This is a genomic window from Treponema sp. R8-4-B8 (genome assembly GCF_054786175.1).
On record NZ_BDHE01000488.1, the window covers coordinates 104,085 to 121,771 of the forward strand.

Annotated in this window: 13 protein-coding genes; 8 read left to right on the plus strand and 5 right to left on the minus strand. The window is 43.8% G+C overall.

The window, feature by feature from the left end; genetic code table 11:
* Positions 1 to 9: 9 nt before the first annotated feature.
* Entirely contained in the window at positions 10 to 1,986 is a 1,977-nt protein-coding gene (locus tag ACYVRA_RS15115) for a tetratricopeptide repeat protein (protein WP_461253562.1), read from the plus strand.
* Positions 1,987 to 2,263: 277 nt separating this feature from the next.
* Here ACYVRA_RS15115 and ACYVRA_RS15120 read toward each other — a convergent pair whose 3' ends face one another.
* Positions 2,264 to 3,124 carry a cation diffusion facilitator family transporter gene (locus tag ACYVRA_RS15120; RefSeq protein ID WP_461253563.1) on the minus strand — a complete coding sequence of 287 codons (861 nt, stop codon included), beginning with the start codon at positions 3,122 to 3,124 and terminating at the stop codon, positions 2,264 to 2,266.
* A gap of 298 nt (positions 3,125 to 3,422) precedes the next feature.
* Between ACYVRA_RS15120 and ACYVRA_RS15125 the strand changes: the two genes are divergently transcribed.
* Entirely contained in the window at positions 3,423 to 4,343 is a 921-nt protein-coding gene (locus ACYVRA_RS15125) for an Rpn family recombination-promoting nuclease/putative transposase (protein WP_461253564.1), read from the plus strand.
* A 410-nt stretch (positions 4,344 to 4,753) separates the two neighbouring features.
* Positions 4,754 to 5,755 carry a hypothetical protein gene (locus ACYVRA_RS15130; protein WP_461253565.1) on the plus strand — a complete coding sequence of 334 codons (1,002 nt, stop codon included), beginning with the start codon at positions 4,754 to 4,756 and terminating at the stop codon, positions 5,753 to 5,755.
* Positions 5,756 to 5,845: 90 nt separating this feature from the next.
* On the opposite strand, the gene ptsP is transcribed toward ACYVRA_RS15130, so the two are convergent.
* The 4 genes from ptsP to ACYVRA_RS15150 all read right to left on the minus strand — a co-directional run bounded on the left by ptsP (position 5,846) and on the right by ACYVRA_RS15150 (position 10,209).
* Complete coding sequence (gene ptsP, locus ACYVRA_RS15135; protein WP_461253566.1) at positions 5,846 to 7,573, minus strand: phosphoenolpyruvate--protein phosphotransferase; 1,728 nt, start codon at positions 7,571 to 7,573, stop codon at positions 5,846 to 5,848.
* Positions 7,574 to 7,622: 49 nt separating this feature from the next.
* The gene (locus ACYVRA_RS15140; RefSeq protein ID WP_461253567.1) at positions 7,623 to 8,369 is read right to left on the minus strand and encodes a flagellar filament outer layer protein FlaA; all 747 of its coding nucleotides are present in this window, start codon (positions 8,367 to 8,369) and stop codon (positions 7,623 to 7,625) included.
* A gap of 11 nt (positions 8,370 to 8,380) precedes the next feature.
* Positions 8,381 to 9,193 carry a flagellar filament outer layer protein FlaA gene (locus ACYVRA_RS15145; RefSeq protein WP_461253568.1) on the minus strand — a complete coding sequence of 271 codons (813 nt, stop codon included), beginning with the start codon at positions 9,191 to 9,193 and terminating at the stop codon, positions 8,381 to 8,383.
* 80 nt (positions 9,194 to 9,273) lie between these two features.
* Positions 9,274 to 10,209, minus strand: a complete 936-nt coding sequence (locus tag ACYVRA_RS15150) for a hypothetical protein (RefSeq protein WP_461253569.1) — start codon at positions 10,207 to 10,209, stop codon at positions 9,274 to 9,276.
* A 360-nt stretch (positions 10,210 to 10,569) separates the two neighbouring features.
* On the opposite strand from ACYVRA_RS15150, the gene ACYVRA_RS15155 reads away from it, so the two are divergent.
* The 5 genes from ACYVRA_RS15155 to ACYVRA_RS15175 all read left to right on the plus strand — a co-directional run bounded on the left by ACYVRA_RS15155 (position 10,570) and on the right by ACYVRA_RS15175 (position 17,573).
* Positions 10,570 to 11,538, plus strand: coding sequence for an Rpn family recombination-promoting nuclease/putative transposase (locus ACYVRA_RS15155; protein ID WP_461253570.1), 969 nt, complete (start codon positions 10,570 to 10,572; stop codon positions 11,536 to 11,538).
* Between the two features lie 240 nt (positions 11,539 to 11,778).
* On the plus strand, positions 11,779 to 12,777 hold the full coding sequence (locus ACYVRA_RS15160; protein WP_461253571.1) for a class II fructose-bisphosphate aldolase: 999 nt from the start codon (positions 11,779 to 11,781) through the stop codon (positions 12,775 to 12,777).
* Complete coding sequence (locus ACYVRA_RS15165) at positions 12,774 to 13,964, plus strand: radical SAM protein (RefSeq protein ID WP_461253572.1); 1,191 nt, start codon at positions 12,774 to 12,776, stop codon at positions 13,962 to 13,964. The genes ACYVRA_RS15160 and ACYVRA_RS15165 overlap by 4 nt, the downstream gene beginning before the upstream one ends.
* 52 nt (positions 13,965 to 14,016) lie before the next feature.
* Positions 14,017 to 15,768: an ABC transporter ATP-binding protein gene (locus ACYVRA_RS15170; RefSeq protein ID WP_461253573.1), complete on the plus strand. Its 1,752-nt coding sequence runs from the start codon at positions 14,017 to 14,019 to the stop codon at positions 15,766 to 15,768.
* Positions 15,765 to 17,573, plus strand: coding sequence for an ABC transporter ATP-binding protein (locus ACYVRA_RS15175; protein WP_461253574.1), 1,809 nt, complete (start codon positions 15,765 to 15,767; stop codon positions 17,571 to 17,573). Before ACYVRA_RS15170 ends, ACYVRA_RS15175 begins: the two co-directional genes overlap by 4 nt.
* Positions 17,574 to 17,687: the final 114 nt, after the last annotated feature.

A 17,687-nucleotide genomic window follows, 5' to 3' on the forward strand; every position in this document is an offset into this window, starting at 1 on the left:
GGGGGTAAAATGCCGCGTTTGAGAATTTTAATTTGTCTTATTTGCGCCGTGTCGTTTTTTCCCGTAGCGTCTGCCGCGCAGGAGCGGGGAACGGCGGCTTCTTATTTTGAGCGCGGCAGAAACCAAATGGCCGATGAAAACTGGTACTCCGCCGTTGAATCATTCCTTGAATGTTTAAGGCTCAATCCGGCCCATGCGGAGGGAACCGCCTCACTTGCCGAATGTTACTACGAGCTTGCGGAATTTGATGAAGCGCTTAACTGGGTAAGAAAAGCGAAACAGCTGGCGCGGACCAACATGTCCGTAGCGAACTTGGAAGTTTTTACCCTAATCGCGCTTGGGCAACTGGACGCCGCCTCCGTTCTTGTCAACGAAATACTCGCGAAAGAGCCTTACAACAGGGAAACCTTGTTTGCCGCCGGTGAACTTGACATCGCGAGAAACAGGCCTTCCGAAGCCATGCTGCGTTACCGTGACGCGGTAAGGCGCTACCCAGACGACCGCAGGCTTTTAATCTCACTCGCCCTTGTAACTCTTTCCCTTGGAGACGGAGATACCGCCGCTAATTACATAAACAGCGCCCTTTTGCAGCATCCGGGAGATTACCGCGTTTACTATTACGCGTCTTACATTTACTCCATGAATAATAAAATTACGGATGCTATCGGTTTTGCGGAACGTTCCCTTTACTACAAACCCGATCACGCGCCTAGCCGCTCTTTAATGGCGACTCTCCGTTACCGTAACGGCGAGTACGAAGAAGCGGCGCGGCTTTGCGACATTATAATCGCGGGCAACAGGCAGGACATGGGAGCGTGGTATTTAAAAGGGCTGTCCCTTCTCAGGATGAACCGCAATCAGGACGCGATAACGGTCCTGTCAACCGCCATCTCCGTTAATGAAGAAGATGAATTTATCCGCGCCGTGTTGGAAGAAACTCTTTTCTCTTTCACCGCTATTGAAGATCCGCGCCGCGCTAGATTTGCGACGTGGCACTTTAACAAAGCGCGAAGTTTCCGCCAGCGCAATCTAATTGATCAGGCGCTTTTTGAATACCGCCGCGGTTTAAGAATGAATCCCTTTGCGATGGACAGGCGCGAATACGCGGAATTGCTCAGGCTTTCCGGCTACCCCGCCCGCTACCTTGAAGAACTTCGCTTCTTGCAGGATCAGGGCATAGCAGACCGCAGCATAAACGACGCGGTGGAAGCCTACGGCTCCCTTTTATCAAACGCGCTCTTTAAACAATGGCAGGTAAACCCTGTTGATTTGGCGGAGAGGCATTGGAAGATCGCTATCTTTTCGCTTGCGGGGCAATCAAGCTTCTGCCACGCGGACGCGGGGTCTGTCGCCGCGGGCGTTATCCGCGAATTGCTCGTTCATGACCGTAATATTACCCCAATGAATCTGGATTTGCGTCAGGCGGTTTTTTCACAGGCATTCAAACACGCGAGGGAAAGCGGGGCGGATTATTTCATTCTTGTTTCAGTTACGGAAAACGAGCGCGACATTTCCATAAAAGCCGAAGCTTTTGTTGGAAGGACAGGCTCTCCCGCCGGAACTTTTTACACTTACCGCACAGGAGTTGACAGATTGCGCGACGCTTCACGAGGCATAGTAACGCAGTTTTCATCGTCATTGCCGATTCGAGGCAGGCTTCTTATCCGAAAGCAGGGACAGGCGCTGATCAACAAAGGAAAGGCCGACGGCATACAGCAGGATACCGTATACGACGTTGTAAAGCGCGGGCGTATGCAGACCGCGAACGAAGGCATCGCCATCATCTATTCAAGCGATGAGCTTATAGGGAAACTTACAATCACCAATGTTGACGAAGAGATAGCCATTGGCGCTTTGGCGAGAAACGGTTTCTTTGACCGCATTGAACCGGGAGACGAAGTAATCCTTCAAGCCAAAAAAACAAGCAAACCCGCTGAAAGCGCGGCAAACCCTGAATTAAGGGCGCTATTAAGGACATTGCGTTAAATAACGGGAGTTGCCCAATAAATCTGAATTTTACCACGAACCAGGAGCAAACATAGCACTTTGTAACGGCTAAATATTTATAAAGAAGACCTCACGCAAAGGCGCAAAGAACGCAAAGTTGTTGTTTGTGAGATTATCGTTTTTCCTTTAAAATTTCTAGTTAAACTAATATATCTAGATCAATAATGAGCTATCGGACAAGAACTTTGCGCCTCCGCGCCTTTGCGAGAGAAAATTTGAGAATAATGTTCTGTATGATCGTAAAATACTTTCGGCGTTAATATTTTAAAGGTTCCACGTGGATGGTCGCGGTCATGCCGAATTTATCTAAAATAACTTCTTCAATTTCTGACGCGATCCTGTGGCCTTTTTCTATTGTTAAATCTTTATTAAGCCTTATATGAAAAGTTAATTCTTTTTGAGAAATATAATTATGAATATGCAAATGATGGATTTTTAAATCATCATAATATATGCTTTGGATTTCTTTTGTCAGTTTATCTATCAAATCCTGATCCGGCTGCTCGCCTAAAATTTTATTTATGGCTTCTTTTAAAATTGTAAAAGCCGCGTAAAACAGCATAATGGCGATTATTATTCCCAACACGCTGTCAATCCACCAGAACTGTTTCGCGAATAAAATGCCGATAAGCACAACCACGGAAGAAAGCGCGTCCGATCTGTGGTGCCAGCCGTCGGCTCTTACGCTGGAATTACCCGTCTTGCGCCCGATATAAAACGCGTATTGCGCCAGCAGTTCTTTTACAAGAATTGAAACGGCGGTGACAATTACCGCTATTGTCCCATATTCAACCTTATCCTTATCCAAAAAATGCCTGATTGAGCTATCCAAAAAACCAAACGCGATGACGACTAAAATTACAGCGATAAAAAGCGAAGCAATCTGTTCCCACCTGCCGTGCCCAAACGGGTGTTCCTTATCAGCCTTTTTTGCCGCTAATTTCGAGGCAATAACGACAACTATCGAGCTGATGGAATCGGACAGCGTATGCCATGCGTCAGCGGCAAGCGCGACAGAACCCGATATTACGCTCGCCCAAATTTTCAGTATAAATAACAGAAAATTTACTACTATTGAAACGGTTCCTTCAACATACCCCGCTTTTGTTCTGTTCATTTTAATTTATTATTCTAACATAGTTGCGATATTGATTCAACATAGAAAAATTCGAAAGACCTTACACAAAGGGCACAAAGGTACAAAGATCACAAAGGAAGAGGGAAGAGGGGGTTTTTGTTCGGAGGCTTAGATTGAGCTTCACAATAAGATAACGGACAAAGACCTCTTATCTTCCCTTTGTGATCTTCTCTTCCTTAGTGCTCTTAGTGAGAAATTTTTCGAAAAATTTTCATTTTCGGTCAAGCGCCACGCATCCTCACGCCATATATACATAAATAATTTCAAGGAGTTGTTTATGCAAACAATCAATCAAAATCCTGCTCAGTACGAGTGGGGACCCTTCCCTTTCGGGAACGGGGAGCGTATCTTGGACATCCGCTATGACCCGGTGTTCAAAGCCGTATTCACCAAAGACACGTCAGCGTCAAGAGGCGCGTTGTCGAAATTGATTTCCGCGCTTATCGGGCGTACTGTCGCTGTGGAAACCATCATCGCCAACGAGCCGCCTATTGACGATTTGAGACAGCGGTATTTACGTTTCGACGTAGCCTGTAAAACAGAGAAAGGCGAGCTCGTTAACGTTGAAATGTCGTTCAACCCAATAGCGAGCGAGCCTGTGCGGCTTGAGTACTACGTCTCAAAGTTGTTCGTAGGACAGGACATTCACGGGATAGATAAAGAATATGATGATTTGAAGGAAACCTATCAAATCGCTATTCTGGCGAATGAGAAATTTTATAATGATGAAAAATTCATTCACAATTTCTCGTATTGCGATTTGGACAACTGTATCTCATTGGGCGGAAGAACCAAAATAATCACCATAGAATTGGTAAAGACGGAACCCGCGGCCGGAAAGCCCGTTGAAGAAATGACAACCGCGGAACAGTGGGCGGTATTTTTCCAATATTTGACAGATCCTGAGAAAAGGGCTAAAATAATTGATATAACCAACCGAGAGGAGGGCATAGCGATGGCTGTAGACACATTGATAAACATTACCAAAGACGAAATAGAATACGCGCGGATGACTACTCTGATAAAGAGCGAACTTGACTGGCGGAGCGGGATGGCGGATGCTGAGCGGAAAGGGCATAAGGAAGGCCGTAAGGAAGAAAAACTCGAAAACGCCCGAAAGATGAAAGCTGACAATATGCCTGTATCACAGATTATTAAGTACACCGGACTATCTACGGAGACTATAGCCCAGTTGTGAGATTTTACAACATCATAAACTTAAGGAAGAATATAACCACGGAGTTACACGGAGGAAGAGAAGATTTTCGTGCCAAAACTCCGTGGTACTCCTAGCTGACAAACAGACAGGGCTATGCGTGGGATAATGGTGTCGGTTACTGTCGCGTTTATTGCTTTCTCCAAAGGTACCCATTTGCGTCTTTAATGGTATCTGAATCTATAGTTACAAATTTATAATTGTCGCCAGGACTGTTGACAGGCATATAAATCGCGTATACCATTCTTTCTGAAATTGTGTATGACCATTTAAAGCGGCTTGGGCCGCTGGTCCACTTTGTCCCTTCGTGATCTTAGTGAGAATTCCTTGCGGTGAATTCCTTGCGGAATACGCCAACTTAATTTACACTAATAACCAAAGGAGATTACTCAATGATTACAAAAAGAAACATTTGGAACGCCCTGATAATCGTAATGGCCGTCTTTGCGGCGGGGTGCCCGTTATCAACCGGCGATGAAACATCGGGAGCATACTCCTATACCGTTGATGAATTTCAAGGGGGTATTTTTAATGATATGTCCCCAGCGTTAACCATGAATGATTGGTTTTTATCGATCACATACCCCGCAAGCAATTATGATTCATGGACGGGAAACCAAAATGTATTCGTATACAAAGATAATAAATTGAAAAATCCCTTTTCTGGCTCAGATTCAATTAACGAAGACTCCGTATTTTACTGTGAAAAATCACTTAACGGTCAAGGTAAAAAGACAGGCCAAATTACCGGAAAAATTACCCTTACGGATATTCCATCCCCCGGAACAAAAGTACAAATTCGCGCTTATTCATTTTCTCAATATCCGGCTTCTTGGTGGAATTTATACAAAAAAATAAATATGAGTTCGGTAACAGGCGCAAGCGCGGCTCTTAATTGGTCGCTTCCGGTATATGAAACGTTTAAGCCAAATACAGAAACCGCGTTTGAACTCATTGTTCTGCCTGGTGATTCGTTGAATACTTATACCATTACCGTTCCTGATAAAATACTATTAAGTGACATAAATGAAAGCGCCATTAATATCGGAGAAGTAAGTATCAGAGGCGTCAACTTAAGCGGAACCATTAACATTAACTATGATGGCAATCCGGTTCCATATTTAGAGTTATACGCTATTTATCCCGTTCAAGGCGTATTAAACATCACCTGTCTCTCTTCCCCGGAACCTAATACTCCCTGGTCATTAACTTATGGGGAGAACAAAAATCCCATAGTAGATATTGTATTCAAAATAACAGGCTATTCCCAAAAAAATCCGACATCTGATTATTTACTGTTTGATATATCAGTAAAAGACGTGAACTTGTCTGTTACCAATAACCAAAACATATCAGAAATCGTCATAAACATAGGAGACGCGAAAAATTATTAGCTTTTCTTTCACACATATCCTATCGTAAAGCCCACGCACAGCCTTCAGACAACAACCACCTCTTCCCTCTTCTTTGTGATCTTCTCTTCCTTAGTGTTCTTCGTGAGAAATATTTGGAATTATACTTAAAAACTTTTCAATCTTCGAAGCCGTAGAAAAACTCAGCGCTTTCCGCGCCATTTCTTCCGCCTGCTCTACCGTAACTGAGGCAATAGCCCTTTTTACTGCAGCTACAGACGCGGCTCCCATGCTGAATTTACGCAAGCCAAGACCGATAAGTACCGGTATGGCAGCCGGATCGCTTCCCAATTCCCCGCAAATGGAGATTGGCTTTTTGGCGTTGTTAAAAACCGAAACGACCTCTTTTATCAATTTAAAAACACTGGGGTGATAACTCTGGTAATAAGGCTCCATGTCGGCGTTCATTCTGTCCGCGGCGCACAAATACTGGCAAAGATCGTTTGACCCTATGCTGGCGAAATCCACTTCCTTTGCCGCCAAACCGGCAATAAGGGCGATACTTGGAATCTCTATCATAATGCCAATTTTAAATTCGCCAAATTGGACGTTTTCTTTTTTTAAAGCGTTTTTTATTTCAGCGATTATTTTTCTTGCTTTTTTTATATCATCAATAGAGCCGACCATAGGAAGCATAAGCCAAAGATTGCCGTAAAGCGAGGCGCGAATAGCCGCCCTTAGCTGGGTTTTAAAAATTTCAGGATTACTGAAACATAACCTTATGCCGCGTTTTCCCAAGAAAGGATTATCTTCATGATTCTGTTCCATATATGGTACTTGTTTGTCACCGCCAATATCCAGAACGCGCAAAATAACCGGTCTTTTGCCGAAACGTTCTAAAACTTTTTTGTAAGTTTCAAACTGTTCTTCTTCCGACGGCAGAGTATTGCGCCCCATGTAAAGAAATTCAGTTCTGAACAAACCGACGCCATCCGTGTAACTTTGAGCGTCAAGTTCGTCATCATTGGCGTTTGAAATGTTAAGGTCAATGTCAATTCTTGTCCCGCAGGCTGTAACCGCTTCCCTCTTTTGAAATGTTTCCGCGTCTTTTCTATCGCGGTTAAAAACTCCGCTTTTCTCCTGATACTCTTTTACAATTTCTTCCTCAGGGTCAATAATTACTGTTCCTTGCGCGGCGTCAACCGCGGAGAGCTGTCCTTGTTTTACGGCGCTTAAAAGCCCTTCAATGCCTAAAACGGCGGGGATTCCGTAACTCTTGGCGATAATGGCGGCGTGCGAGGTTATCCCGCCAGTTTCGGTAAGAATCGCGAGTATATTGCCGCTGTTTAAACCGGCGGTGCCGGAAGGTTTAAGTTCGCGCGCCGCGATGACGCAGGGCTCTTTTAAAGAGGAAAGAGAGGTTGATTTTTGCCCGTACCATAAACGCAGAAGCAGGGCGCGGATGTCGTCAAAATCCGCCGCACGTTCGGCGATAAGCGAATCTGAAGTTTTTCGCAAAACGCCAAGGACGGTTTCGTAAACCTGATAAATCGCCCAATCCCCTGCCCAGTGTTCGTTTAGTATCCTTGCCGGAATCTCTTCGTTAATGATAAGGTCTTCTACTATTTCTTTGTGGGCGGTAAAAATTTCCGCTTTTACAGGATCAACGCTAGAGACTGAAAGCCTGAGCTTTTCAATCTCGTTAATAGCTTCTTTTTTAATTGAATAATAGCGGGCAAGGTGCGCCTGTTCCTCTCCTTGAGGAACAAAGCTTTCGCAAGGAATATCAAATTTTTCATCGTAGATATAAATATGCCCCACGGCAATTCCGGGGGCAATTCCTTTTCCTTTTAAAATCATGAGAGTAATAAAAAGGCTGCCGATTTACAATCAGCAGCCTCTTTGGTTTTTACCAGCCGTCAACCATATCGTCCGGGTCGCGGTGATTCTCGGTAAAAAGATCGGTAACCGCGCGGAGATCGTCCATATAAATATAGTAGCTGCCTCTTGCTTCCATCGGGTCGCAATTAATTCTAAAGCCTGTTATTTTTATGCCATAGTTGCCATGATAATGGTAGCTTCTTTGAATTACGCCTGGCTGCCCTTCGTTCTCCGGAGCCGGAGGAATGGTAACCGTCAACTTTTGCCAGCCGATAAAATTGAGTTTTCCAAAGCTAAATTCATAATCATTGCCAAAGAAATCTTGAATTAACAAAAAAAGCTCATGATTAAAGTTACGTCCCGAAACCCACACGGAAACGGTTTTCGCGATTCCTTCTATTGGAATTGGACGCGCGGGATAAATATAAAACTGACTGAATCCCCTTCGGAGAAAATCTATTCTGGTACCAAGCACGTATTGATCTGGAATATTCATGCCTTCTTCATCTGGAATCTTTTGTTTGCCGGCGGGAGCGCCTATAAACAACCTGCTTGTCGGGAAACCGTCGTCATGCGATATTCTGGATCTCCAGAAACCGTCATGCTCGAATCTGTCAACAGACACTTCTTTTATCAGTTGCTGTCCCGCGTCAATTCCAAGCCTTTCAGGCTCAGCAGCGCCAACTTCCTGTCTTTGTTGGGATTGTTGCGGTTGTTGGGCAAAGGCAAAACCGCCGATACACAGAATTAAAATAATAACTAAAAATTTCCTCATTTTGATACTCCTTATTTTTGATCCCAGAGCCTTTGAACATTAAGCGGATCAGCCAAATCACTGCCGTCAAACAAAGCTTCATTTATATCCGTTAGAATTTTAAGCTGTTTAAAATAAATATAAAAATTATCAACTCTTTCAACCGGCTGGGTCCACAACCTGAACTTTACAAAATGCAAACTTGGATAAGTGGGCTCGTCCTTAATTTGAGGTCTATCCATAATATCCTTTCCAATCTCTTTAGACCTTTTTATAGGTTCCGATTCCGTCCATACCGTCTGATTAAGGTTAGTGGGGATATTTACGCTCATGTTTTTCCAGCCGAGGAAATAAGTGCTTCCAAAATTGAGGATATGAACTACGCCATTGTAATCCCTGAAGTAAACTTCCATGTAATACCTCATGTTGGATCCCCATACCCACATGTCCATTCTTTTCATTCTGCCGGGAATCGGTATTCCAATAGGCTTTTCATCAGGATCATCAGCTAATACCGGGTAAATATCTATCCAGTTATAGCCTCTGCGGTCAAAACGTCCGTTCAATCCAAAACTCTTTGGAGAACCTTCGGCTTTTCCCGCTCTGAAAGCCTGGCTTGGATACGCGTCAACATAAGTGACTAACGGATAAGTGGTATCGTCGGTTTTGGTGATAAACCGGCTGGCGTCCGTTTTCCATTTATATATTGAGTCACCATTACCGTTAAAAGACTCCAAAACCCAATTGTTAAGGTTTTCGGCTCTGTACTGACCATGGACTGATAAAACCGTTATACATGCCCATACAATCAGGCAGATAAATTTCAAGCTTCTTTGTTTCATCATTAAGCTCCTTTATTAATCTATTTAAATTATATTATTTTGAACTATGTTTGTCAAATCTTTAACCACTTGTTTTTTACATTTTACCTTGTTTTTTTTATTAGGGCAACAACATCTTTGTCAAATTTTTTCCTATTTAAAACCATGAATTCTGACTTAATTAGCCCGTTTTTCTCCCCTGCTTTGACCATACTGACAGCTTGACGCGCCTGCGCCCAGGGTGAATCGTTAATTACCATGACCACGTCGGACGGCAATAAATAAGGGTCTATCCATGTAAAAGAAATAACCGGAACGCCGGTTTTCTTTTCCAGATACTCAAAACCCAACCCCGCGAGGATAACACAGGATATATCGGGTATTTCCGAGTATTGTGAAAAAGAGTTAAAAAATTGAGTTTCAGTAAGAATTCCCCTGTCAAATAAGCCTTTTTGTAAAACATCCTTCATTGGGGACAAATTCTTACCAAGAAAAACTACGATTTTTTCTTTTTTTTCCATTTCAGGGGCAGAATCATCATTTTTTGGTTCCTCCTCATGTTTAAAAGCACTAATTGCAAGCCCTAAATTGTAAAAATCGTCATTTATATCCGTCTTATAGATAAAATAATCAGCTTTATCCTCACCAAGCGTCTTTTCAGCCGGATTTTCACTCTCAGGATACCTTCCTTCCAGCACAACAACAGGAATATTGGGGTTTAACTCCTTATAACGCTGCGCCGACTGTACAAATCTAAGTGGAAAAAGCACGCAATACGGCTTAACAGAAATTTCCGCGACTGCGAATGGGACAATATCGTCGCCCGCGTCATTGGCAACCTCAACGGTCTTTACACTCCGGAACATAGAAACCGATGACAGTAAAGCTTCGTTTTTAATCCTTTTTCTTCCATATAATTCGATAAATGACTCCTCCGTCACGATTAATACGGGTGAACGGGTATAATAGATAGCCAACACGATAATAGCCGCCAGAGCAAGGCTTGCGGCAATTATCAATGTTTTGAGGTTCCGTCTCATATCAGCATTATTTTACCATATTTGTAATAAATAGGGGAACAATTAACAGTGAGCAGTGAGCAATGAGTAGCCACTGAGCTTGTCGAGATGACCAGAGAGCAAAGAGCAATTATCAAAGAGCGAAGTTAGCGAGCTTAGCGTTTTGCCAAGAAGCCGCGCCCACAAACAACGAAATTGCTCACTGTTAACTGCTCACTGCTCATTTCCCTCTTTGTGTTCTTCTCTTTCTTAGTGTTCTTGGTGAGAAATTTTTTCGAAAAATTTTTAAAAACAGTCAAGCAAAATGGCACTCTCGCGCCATATATAGGTGCCTGATCACTTCAAGTGGTCAGGCGGAAAAAACTATTTATGGAGTTAGTTATGAAAACTAAAAAACAAAATCCAGCTCAGTACGAGTGGGGTCCCTTCCCTTTTGAGGATGGGACGCAAATCTTTGACATCCGCTATGATCCGGTGTTCAAAGCCGTATTCACCAGAAACACGTCAGAGTCAAGAGCCGCGTTGTCGGACTTGATTTCTACGCTTATAGGACGCGTTATCGCTGTGGAGGCAATCACAGCCAACGAACCGCCTATTAAAAATTTGATGCAAAAACACATACGCTTCGACGTATCCTGCAGAACAGAGGAAGGCGATCTTGTCAATGTGGAAATGTCATTTAATCCCAATGCTGATGAAATGGTACGCCTTGAGTACTATACGGCAATATTATTCACAGGGCAGGAAATTCACGGAAATGACAAAAGTTATGATGATTTGAAAGAAACTTATCAAATCGCGATTCTTGCAAAGGGGAAATTTTTTCCGGATAAAAACCTTATTCACGATTTTTCATACAGCGATCTTAAAACCCGCGTCTGTCTTGGCGGGAAAACCAGAATAATAACTGTAGAACTGGTAAAAACGAAACCTATAGCCGATAAACCCATTGAAGAGATGACAAACGCGGAACTGTGGGCGGTATTTTTTGAATATTTGACAGACGAGGAGAAAAGAAGTAAAATTATTAAGATAATCAATCGAAAGGAAGGCATAGCGATGGCGGTAAAAACCATGACAGGCTTTACGCAGAACGAAATAGAGTACATACGCAAGATGGGTGAGTTAAAGGCTGAACTAGATTATCAAAGCGAAATGACATGGGCCAAACGTGAAGGTCATAAAAAAGGACTTGCAAAAGGACTTGCAAAAGGACTAAAGCAAGGTCTTACCAAAGGCCGTAACAAAGAAAAACTCGAAAGTGCCCAAAAAATGAAGGCTGATAATATGCCTGTATCGCTGATTAATAAGTATACTGGACTGTCTGAGGAAATTATCGCGCAACTTTAATTTATTCGCAAAGGCCTCACACGAAGATCACAAAGGTACCAAGATCACAAAGTAAGAAAAGAGGGAATTTTTGTCCGAAATCTAAGCGCGGGCTTCACGACAAGATAACGGACAAAAACCCCCTCTTCCATCTTAGTGTCCTTCTCTTCCTTTGTGCTCTTTGTGTGAAAATCTTTGGAATAACTCCCCTTGCCATACTTACAAAAAGGCTGTATAATACCCAACTAAGGAGCGAAAAATATGACTAGTTATAAAGAATTGGGTCTTGTAAATACAAAAGACCTTTTTAAAAAAGCGGTTTCTGGCGGGTATGCCCTTCCGGCGTACAATTTTAACAATATGGAACAAATGCAGGCCATTATCCAGGCGTGCGTGGAAACCAAATCGCCTGTAATCTTACAGGTGTCGGCTGGGGCGCGTAAATACGCCAATCAGAATATCCTGAAAAACATGGCGCGGGGAGCCGTGGAATACGCCCATGAGCTGGGATATGACATTCCGATAGTTCTTCACCTTGACCACGGCGACAGTTTTGAAATCTGCAAAGACTGTATCGAGACCGGCTTTTCATCGGTGATGATTGACGGCTCGCACTTGCCCTATGATGAAAACGTGGCGGTTACAAAAAAGGTCTGCGAATACGCGCATTCCCAAAAAGATTATGTTACGGTGGAAGGTGAGCTTGGAGTTCTCGCCGGAGTGGAAGACAATGTTTCAGCCGAAAAAAGCCATTATACCCAGCCCTCAGAAGTGATTGATTTTGTCGGCAAGACAAAGGTCGATTCATTGGCGATTTCCATCGGCACAAGCCATGGGCGCATGAAATTTAAACCGGAGCAATGTAAAAGAGACGCTAACGGCATCCTTATCCCTCCCCCGTTGCGCTTTGATATCCTTAAAGAAATTGAAAAACAAATACCGGGCTTCCCAATCGTTTTACACGGTTCTTCATCAGTCCCCATTGAATATGTGCATATAATAGAAAAGTACGGCGGAAAATTAACTGACTCCGTAGGCATCCCCGAAGAACAGTTGCGCGAAGCAGCGAAAAGCGCGGTCTGCAAAATCAACATTGATTCTGACGGACGGCTCGCCATGACGGCTATGATCCGCAAGGTTTTTGTTGAACATCCCGATGAGTTCGATCCCCGTAAATACTTAGGCCCAGCGCGAGACGAACTTAAAAAACTATACGCGCACAAAAATCAGAATGTTTTGGGCTCAGCAGGACAGGCGTGAAACAAAATACATCAATGATACCTATGCTGCTTACTAAGAATCTTAGTTTAGCGGCAAAGATTTCCAACGGTTTATTCAAAATAGGCAAAGCAAGGTATTTTTTGAATCGTAATTATAAGTACGACCATTTTAAAAATCTGGCTCTCGTTTACTTTAAAGTAACGGGAGCCTGTAACCTTCGCTGTAAAATGTGCGGACAATACGGCGACAAGGGAGTAATGAACGAATGCGCGGGTGAAGAAAATAAAAAGCTCCTTCCGCTTGAAACATGGAAGAAATTTATTGACGAAGTCGCGCCAAGAAAACCTGTTTCATATATTTGGGGCGGAGAGCCGTTCCTCTACCATGACCTTTTCCCCCTTGCAAAATATATGATTGAAAAGGGAATGTATGTAAGCGTCAACACCAATGGCACTTTAATGGAACGGCACGCCGAACAAATTGTCCGCGACGGTTGGAGCACGATTTTTGTTTCTCTTGACGCTTTCCGTGACATAAACGACGAATTGCGCGGCAAAGGCACTTACGACAAGGTAATAGCGGGGTTAAAGGCCATCAACAATGAAAAACAAAAGCAAAAAAAGAAATATCCCCTGTTAAGCATTGTAACGGTCGTCACAAATAAAAATTACATGGATCTCGCTAACCTTTCCGAAGCGAGCAGGGAATACAATATTGATTTGCACATCTACAATTTAGGCACTTACACAAATGACAATATTGTAGCGACTCAGAAACGCTTTATGAAAGAAAAGCTTGACACTGACATTGATTGTCTTGAAGCGTACAACACGGGTTACAATCTTGGAATAGACGGGCAAAAACTGCACAAAATTCTGCACGACATTCAAGAAAAGAATTTCGGCCATCCCGTACTTACAGTTCCCACTTTAAACCCTGAAAAAACTCACACATACTACGCTGAACTTGAAACTCCGGTACGCAATCACTGCGTCGTCCCCTGGTGCCAGTTAAACGTAAACTACAACGGGGACGTGCATTTTTGCGCCGATTATCCCGACTACATTTTAGGCAATATTAAGGAACAGTCAATTAAAGAGATATACAACGGGGACCGCGCGAATTTGTTCAGAAAAACCCTGCATGAATGTGAGGGCGGAATGTTTCCGGGATGCCTTCGCTGTTATCAAAACATGCTCTTTGGCAAAAAAATAAAAAACTTCTAACGGTTCGCGCTCCACTGGACACTAATTACTAACCACTATACACTAGATAACTATGGAACAAATTAAATGGGTCTGGAATTACATGAAGGGGAAGAGAGCCGTCTTCATGGGCGGGCTTTTTCTTACGGTTGTCACGTCGGCGATGCGCGTTATCAATCCCATGTTAGGCATAAAAATAATAGACGTGGTTATCATGAAACACGATACTAGCCCGCTGATAAGGCTTCTTGTTATTATGATGATAGTCCAGCTTGTCCGGCTTTTGCTTAACTATCTTCAGATAATACTGATGGAGATCGCAAGCACAGACGTGATGACGCGCCTTCGCAGGGACATGTACCAGACCGTCCAATGGCAGGATTTTAAATTTTTAAACCGCTTCCCTACCGGCAATTTAATGACAAGGATGACGCAGGACTTGGACCGCCTGCGCCATACTGTAGCGTGGGTTTCATACCAATTTATAGGAGCCATCGCCCTTTTTGCCGCGACATTTATTTTTTATCTGTATTTAAACTGGAAACTCGCCCTTTGCCTTGTGGGGATTACGCCTTTTATTCTATATATAAGCAGCAGGTTCGTAAAAAAAATCAGGCCGCGTTTTTTATTACTGCGGCAGAAACTTACAGACCTTGGAACTTTCGTTACGGAAAACATTGACGGCAACCGAGTGGTTAAAGCCTTCGCCCGCGAAGAACACGAGAAGGAAAAAGTTGAAAAGCAAAACGCCGAATTCCGCGACATAAGCTGCGAGAACGCCATTATTACCGCGAAGTACCAGCCGTTCCTTGAAACCGCAAGCCAATTGCTCATGGTAATAATGCTTGTAGTCGGCGGTTTTTTTCTAATTAAGGAATGGATGACACCGGGCGAATACATGGCGTTTTCCTCGCTTACGTGGGCGCTTTCAATGCCTATGTGGATGTTAGGCCCCCTTCTTGCCGACCTTGAACGCTGGACTTCCGCTGGGCAGATGATCCGCGAAGTGGTGGAAGCGCCAAAGGGAATAAGCGACATGTCGGGGGCGATTCAGCTAACGCAACGCCCCAAGGGAAAAATCGAATTCAGAGACGTAAAACTTACCATTGACGGAAATAAAATTTTTGAGGGTATTAATTTTACGGCGGAAGCCGGCTCCACCGTAGGGATACTTGGAAGCACAGGGTCGGGAAAAACTTCGCTTATAAACCTCCTTGTGCGTTTTTACGAGCCTGACTACGGAGCGGTTCTTTTGGACGGCGTGGACGTAAGGCGTTATACGCTATCGTCGCTGAGACGGCAGATAGGGCTTGCCATGCAGGACGTTTTTTTGTTTTCCGATTCCGTAAAGGGCAATATTTCCTACGGCAGGCCGGAACTTGACGATGAAACCATTAAAAAACGCGCGGTGCAGTCGGACGCTGATAATTTTATTAATGAAATGTCCGACGGCTATGACACGCTGGTGGGAGAGCGCGGGGTTGGGATTTCAGGCGGACAGAGGCAGAGGATAGCGCTCGCGAGGGCGCTTGCCATAGAGCCCGCGATTCTTGTGTTAGACGACACCACTTCCTCGGTTGACAGCGAGACTGAACAGTACATTCAAGAACATCTTGAAAAACTTGAGTTTCCCTGCACAAAGATAATTATCGCGCAGAGGATTTCTTCGTTTAGAAAAGCGGATTTGATTCTTGTCATGGACAAGGGGCGGATCATCGAAAGGGGGACACACGAGGAACTGCTTGCGATGGAAGGGTTTTATTTCCATATATGGCAGCTTCAGTATAACGCGGGTCTTGAAGCGTTGGAGGGAACTCCACAATGAGCTTTTTCAGCAAAAAACAGCAGGAACAAAAAACTTCCAAAGAAAAGAACCGCTATGACATGGACGAATACCTTGACGAAAAGGTAAGTTTGTTTAACGTAAAGCGCGTTTTAGGTTATCTTTTAAAAGCAAAAGGCCATTTAAGGCTTTCGTTAATATTCAGCATCCTTGCATCGATCTCCGGTTTGGTAGGTCCGCTTTTTGTTAAAACGGCGCTGGATGAAGCCGTCCCGCACAAGGACATGCGCCAACTGCTCATGATGGGCGTATACCTTACCGCGTCGATTATTGTAAGCGTAGCGTTAAGCGCCGTGCGGAACATTCTTGTAGCGAAAGCGGGCGCTGGAATTATCCACGATATAAGGCAGGACTTGTTCGCCCATCTTCAAAAATTGTCTTTCAGTTTTTTTGACTCCCGCCCGCACGGAAAAATTTTTGTGCGCGTAGTCCCCTATGTAAACAGCGTGTCAGACGCGCTTTCCAACGGAATCATCAACTTTGTAATAGAAGTTTTAAACATCTTTTTTATCATCTTTTTTATGTATAAAGTTGACCCCCATCTTGCGACTGTTACGGTCATAGGCCTTCCCCTGCTGGCTATTTTTATCTGGACGATAAAGCCCGCCCAGCGCAGGGCGTGGCAGGCCGTATCAAACAAAAACTCAAATATAAACGCATATATTCAGGAATCCATAGACGGGGTAAAGGTTACTCAAGTCTTTGACAGGCAGGATAAAAATCTTGAAATAATGAACGATCTTGCGGATCAGCGCAACAATGTGTGGATGAAGGCGATTTATATTTCCAACACGGTATGGTTTTCCACTGAATCTATAAGCCAGCTTGTCTGGTCATTCGTGTACATAATGGGCGTTTACTGGATGAACCCGATGGCGAGTTTCGGAATGTTGCTTGTTATGGGAAACTACGCGTGGCGTTTTTGGCAGCCGATAATAAACCTCGCGAACATTTACAACACTTTTATAACCGCGATGTCATACCTTGACAGAATTTTTGACACGATAGCGGAACCTGTAACAATTCAGGACATTCCCAACGCCGTGGAATTTCCTTTTATGCGAGGACACGTTGAGTTTAAAAACGTAAATTTCAGTTACGACGGAGAGCGCAAGGTGCTGAACAACGTCAGTTTTAGCGCTCATCCCGGACAGAGCATTGCCATTGTAGGGCCTACGGGAGCCGGAAAAACCACAATCGTAAACCTGCTTTCACGTTTTTACAATATTGAGGAAGGGCAAGTTTTAATCGACGGTCAGGATATAATGAAGGTTACCCTACATTCGCTAAGAAGCCAGATGGGGATAATGCTTCAGGACAGTTTTTTGTTCACGGGAACGATAGCCGACAACATCCGTTACGGGAAATTGGACGCGACCGATGAAGAAATCCGCGCCGCCGCAAAACTGATTGGCGCCAACCAATTTATAGAAAAATTGCCTAACGGTTATGACACCCGCGTCATTGAGCGCGGAAGCGGCATCTCCTCAGGCGAAAGGCAGCTTTTGGCTTTTACCCGCACCCTTATCTCCAACCCGCGAATATTAATTCTTGACGAAGCGACAAGCAGTATCGACACGGGGACCGAACAGCTTGTACAACAGGGAATTCAAACGCTAATGAAAGGCCGCACCTCGTTTATCATCGCCCACAGACTTTCCACGATACGCAACTGCACGCAGATAATGTTCGTAAGCGACGGTCAAATCGTGGAAACAGGCACGCACGAGGAATTAATGGCTAAACGGGGGAGGTACTACGAGCTATGTTTGGCTCAGTATCAGTAATAATATGAAGAAATTTATTATAGCAATAACATTGTTATTATTATTCTCATGCAAAACTATTACTACTATTGAAGAAGTTAAAAAAAAAATACCTTTGAAATATCCCGTCGTATT

Excerpts from the sequence above, each read along its gene's own strand:
- ACYVRA_RS15115 (WP_461253562.1), top strand. The coding sequence starts at position 10 with ATGCCGCGTTTGAGAATTTTAATTTGTCTTATTTGCGCCGTGTCGTTT.
- ACYVRA_RS15120 (WP_461253563.1), bottom strand. The coding sequence starts at position 3,124 with ATGAACAGAACAAAAGCGGGGTATGTTGAAGGAACCGTTTCAATAGTA.
- ACYVRA_RS15125 (WP_461253564.1), top strand. The coding sequence starts at position 3,423 with ATGCAAACAATCAATCAAAATCCTGCTCAGTACGAGTGGGGACCCTTC.
- ACYVRA_RS15130 (WP_461253565.1), top strand. The coding sequence starts at position 4,754 with ATGATTACAAAAAGAAACATTTGGAACGCCCTGATAATCGTAATGGCC.
- ptsP (WP_461253566.1), bottom strand. The coding sequence starts at position 7,573 with ATGATTTTAAAAGGAAAAGGAATTGCCCCCGGAATTGCCGTGGGGCAT.
- ACYVRA_RS15140 (WP_461253567.1), bottom strand. The coding sequence starts at position 8,369 with ATGAGGAAATTTTTAGTTATTATTTTAATTCTGTGTATCGGCGGTTTT.
- ACYVRA_RS15145 (WP_461253568.1), bottom strand. The coding sequence starts at position 9,193 with ATGATGAAACAAAGAAGCTTGAAATTTATCTGCCTGATTGTATGGGCA.
- ACYVRA_RS15150 (WP_461253569.1), bottom strand. The coding sequence starts at position 10,209 with ATGAGACGGAACCTCAAAACATTGATAATTGCCGCAAGCCTTGCTCTG.
- ACYVRA_RS15155 (WP_461253570.1), top strand. The coding sequence starts at position 10,570 with ATGAAAACTAAAAAACAAAATCCAGCTCAGTACGAGTGGGGTCCCTTC.
- ACYVRA_RS15160 (WP_461253571.1), top strand. The coding sequence starts at position 11,779 with ATGACTAGTTATAAAGAATTGGGTCTTGTAAATACAAAAGACCTTTTT.
- ACYVRA_RS15170 (WP_461253573.1), top strand. The coding sequence starts at position 14,017 with ATGGAACAAATTAAATGGGTCTGGAATTACATGAAGGGGAAGAGAGCC.
- ACYVRA_RS15175 (WP_461253574.1), top strand. The coding sequence starts at position 15,765 with ATGAGCTTTTTCAGCAAAAAACAGCAGGAACAAAAAACTTCCAAAGAA.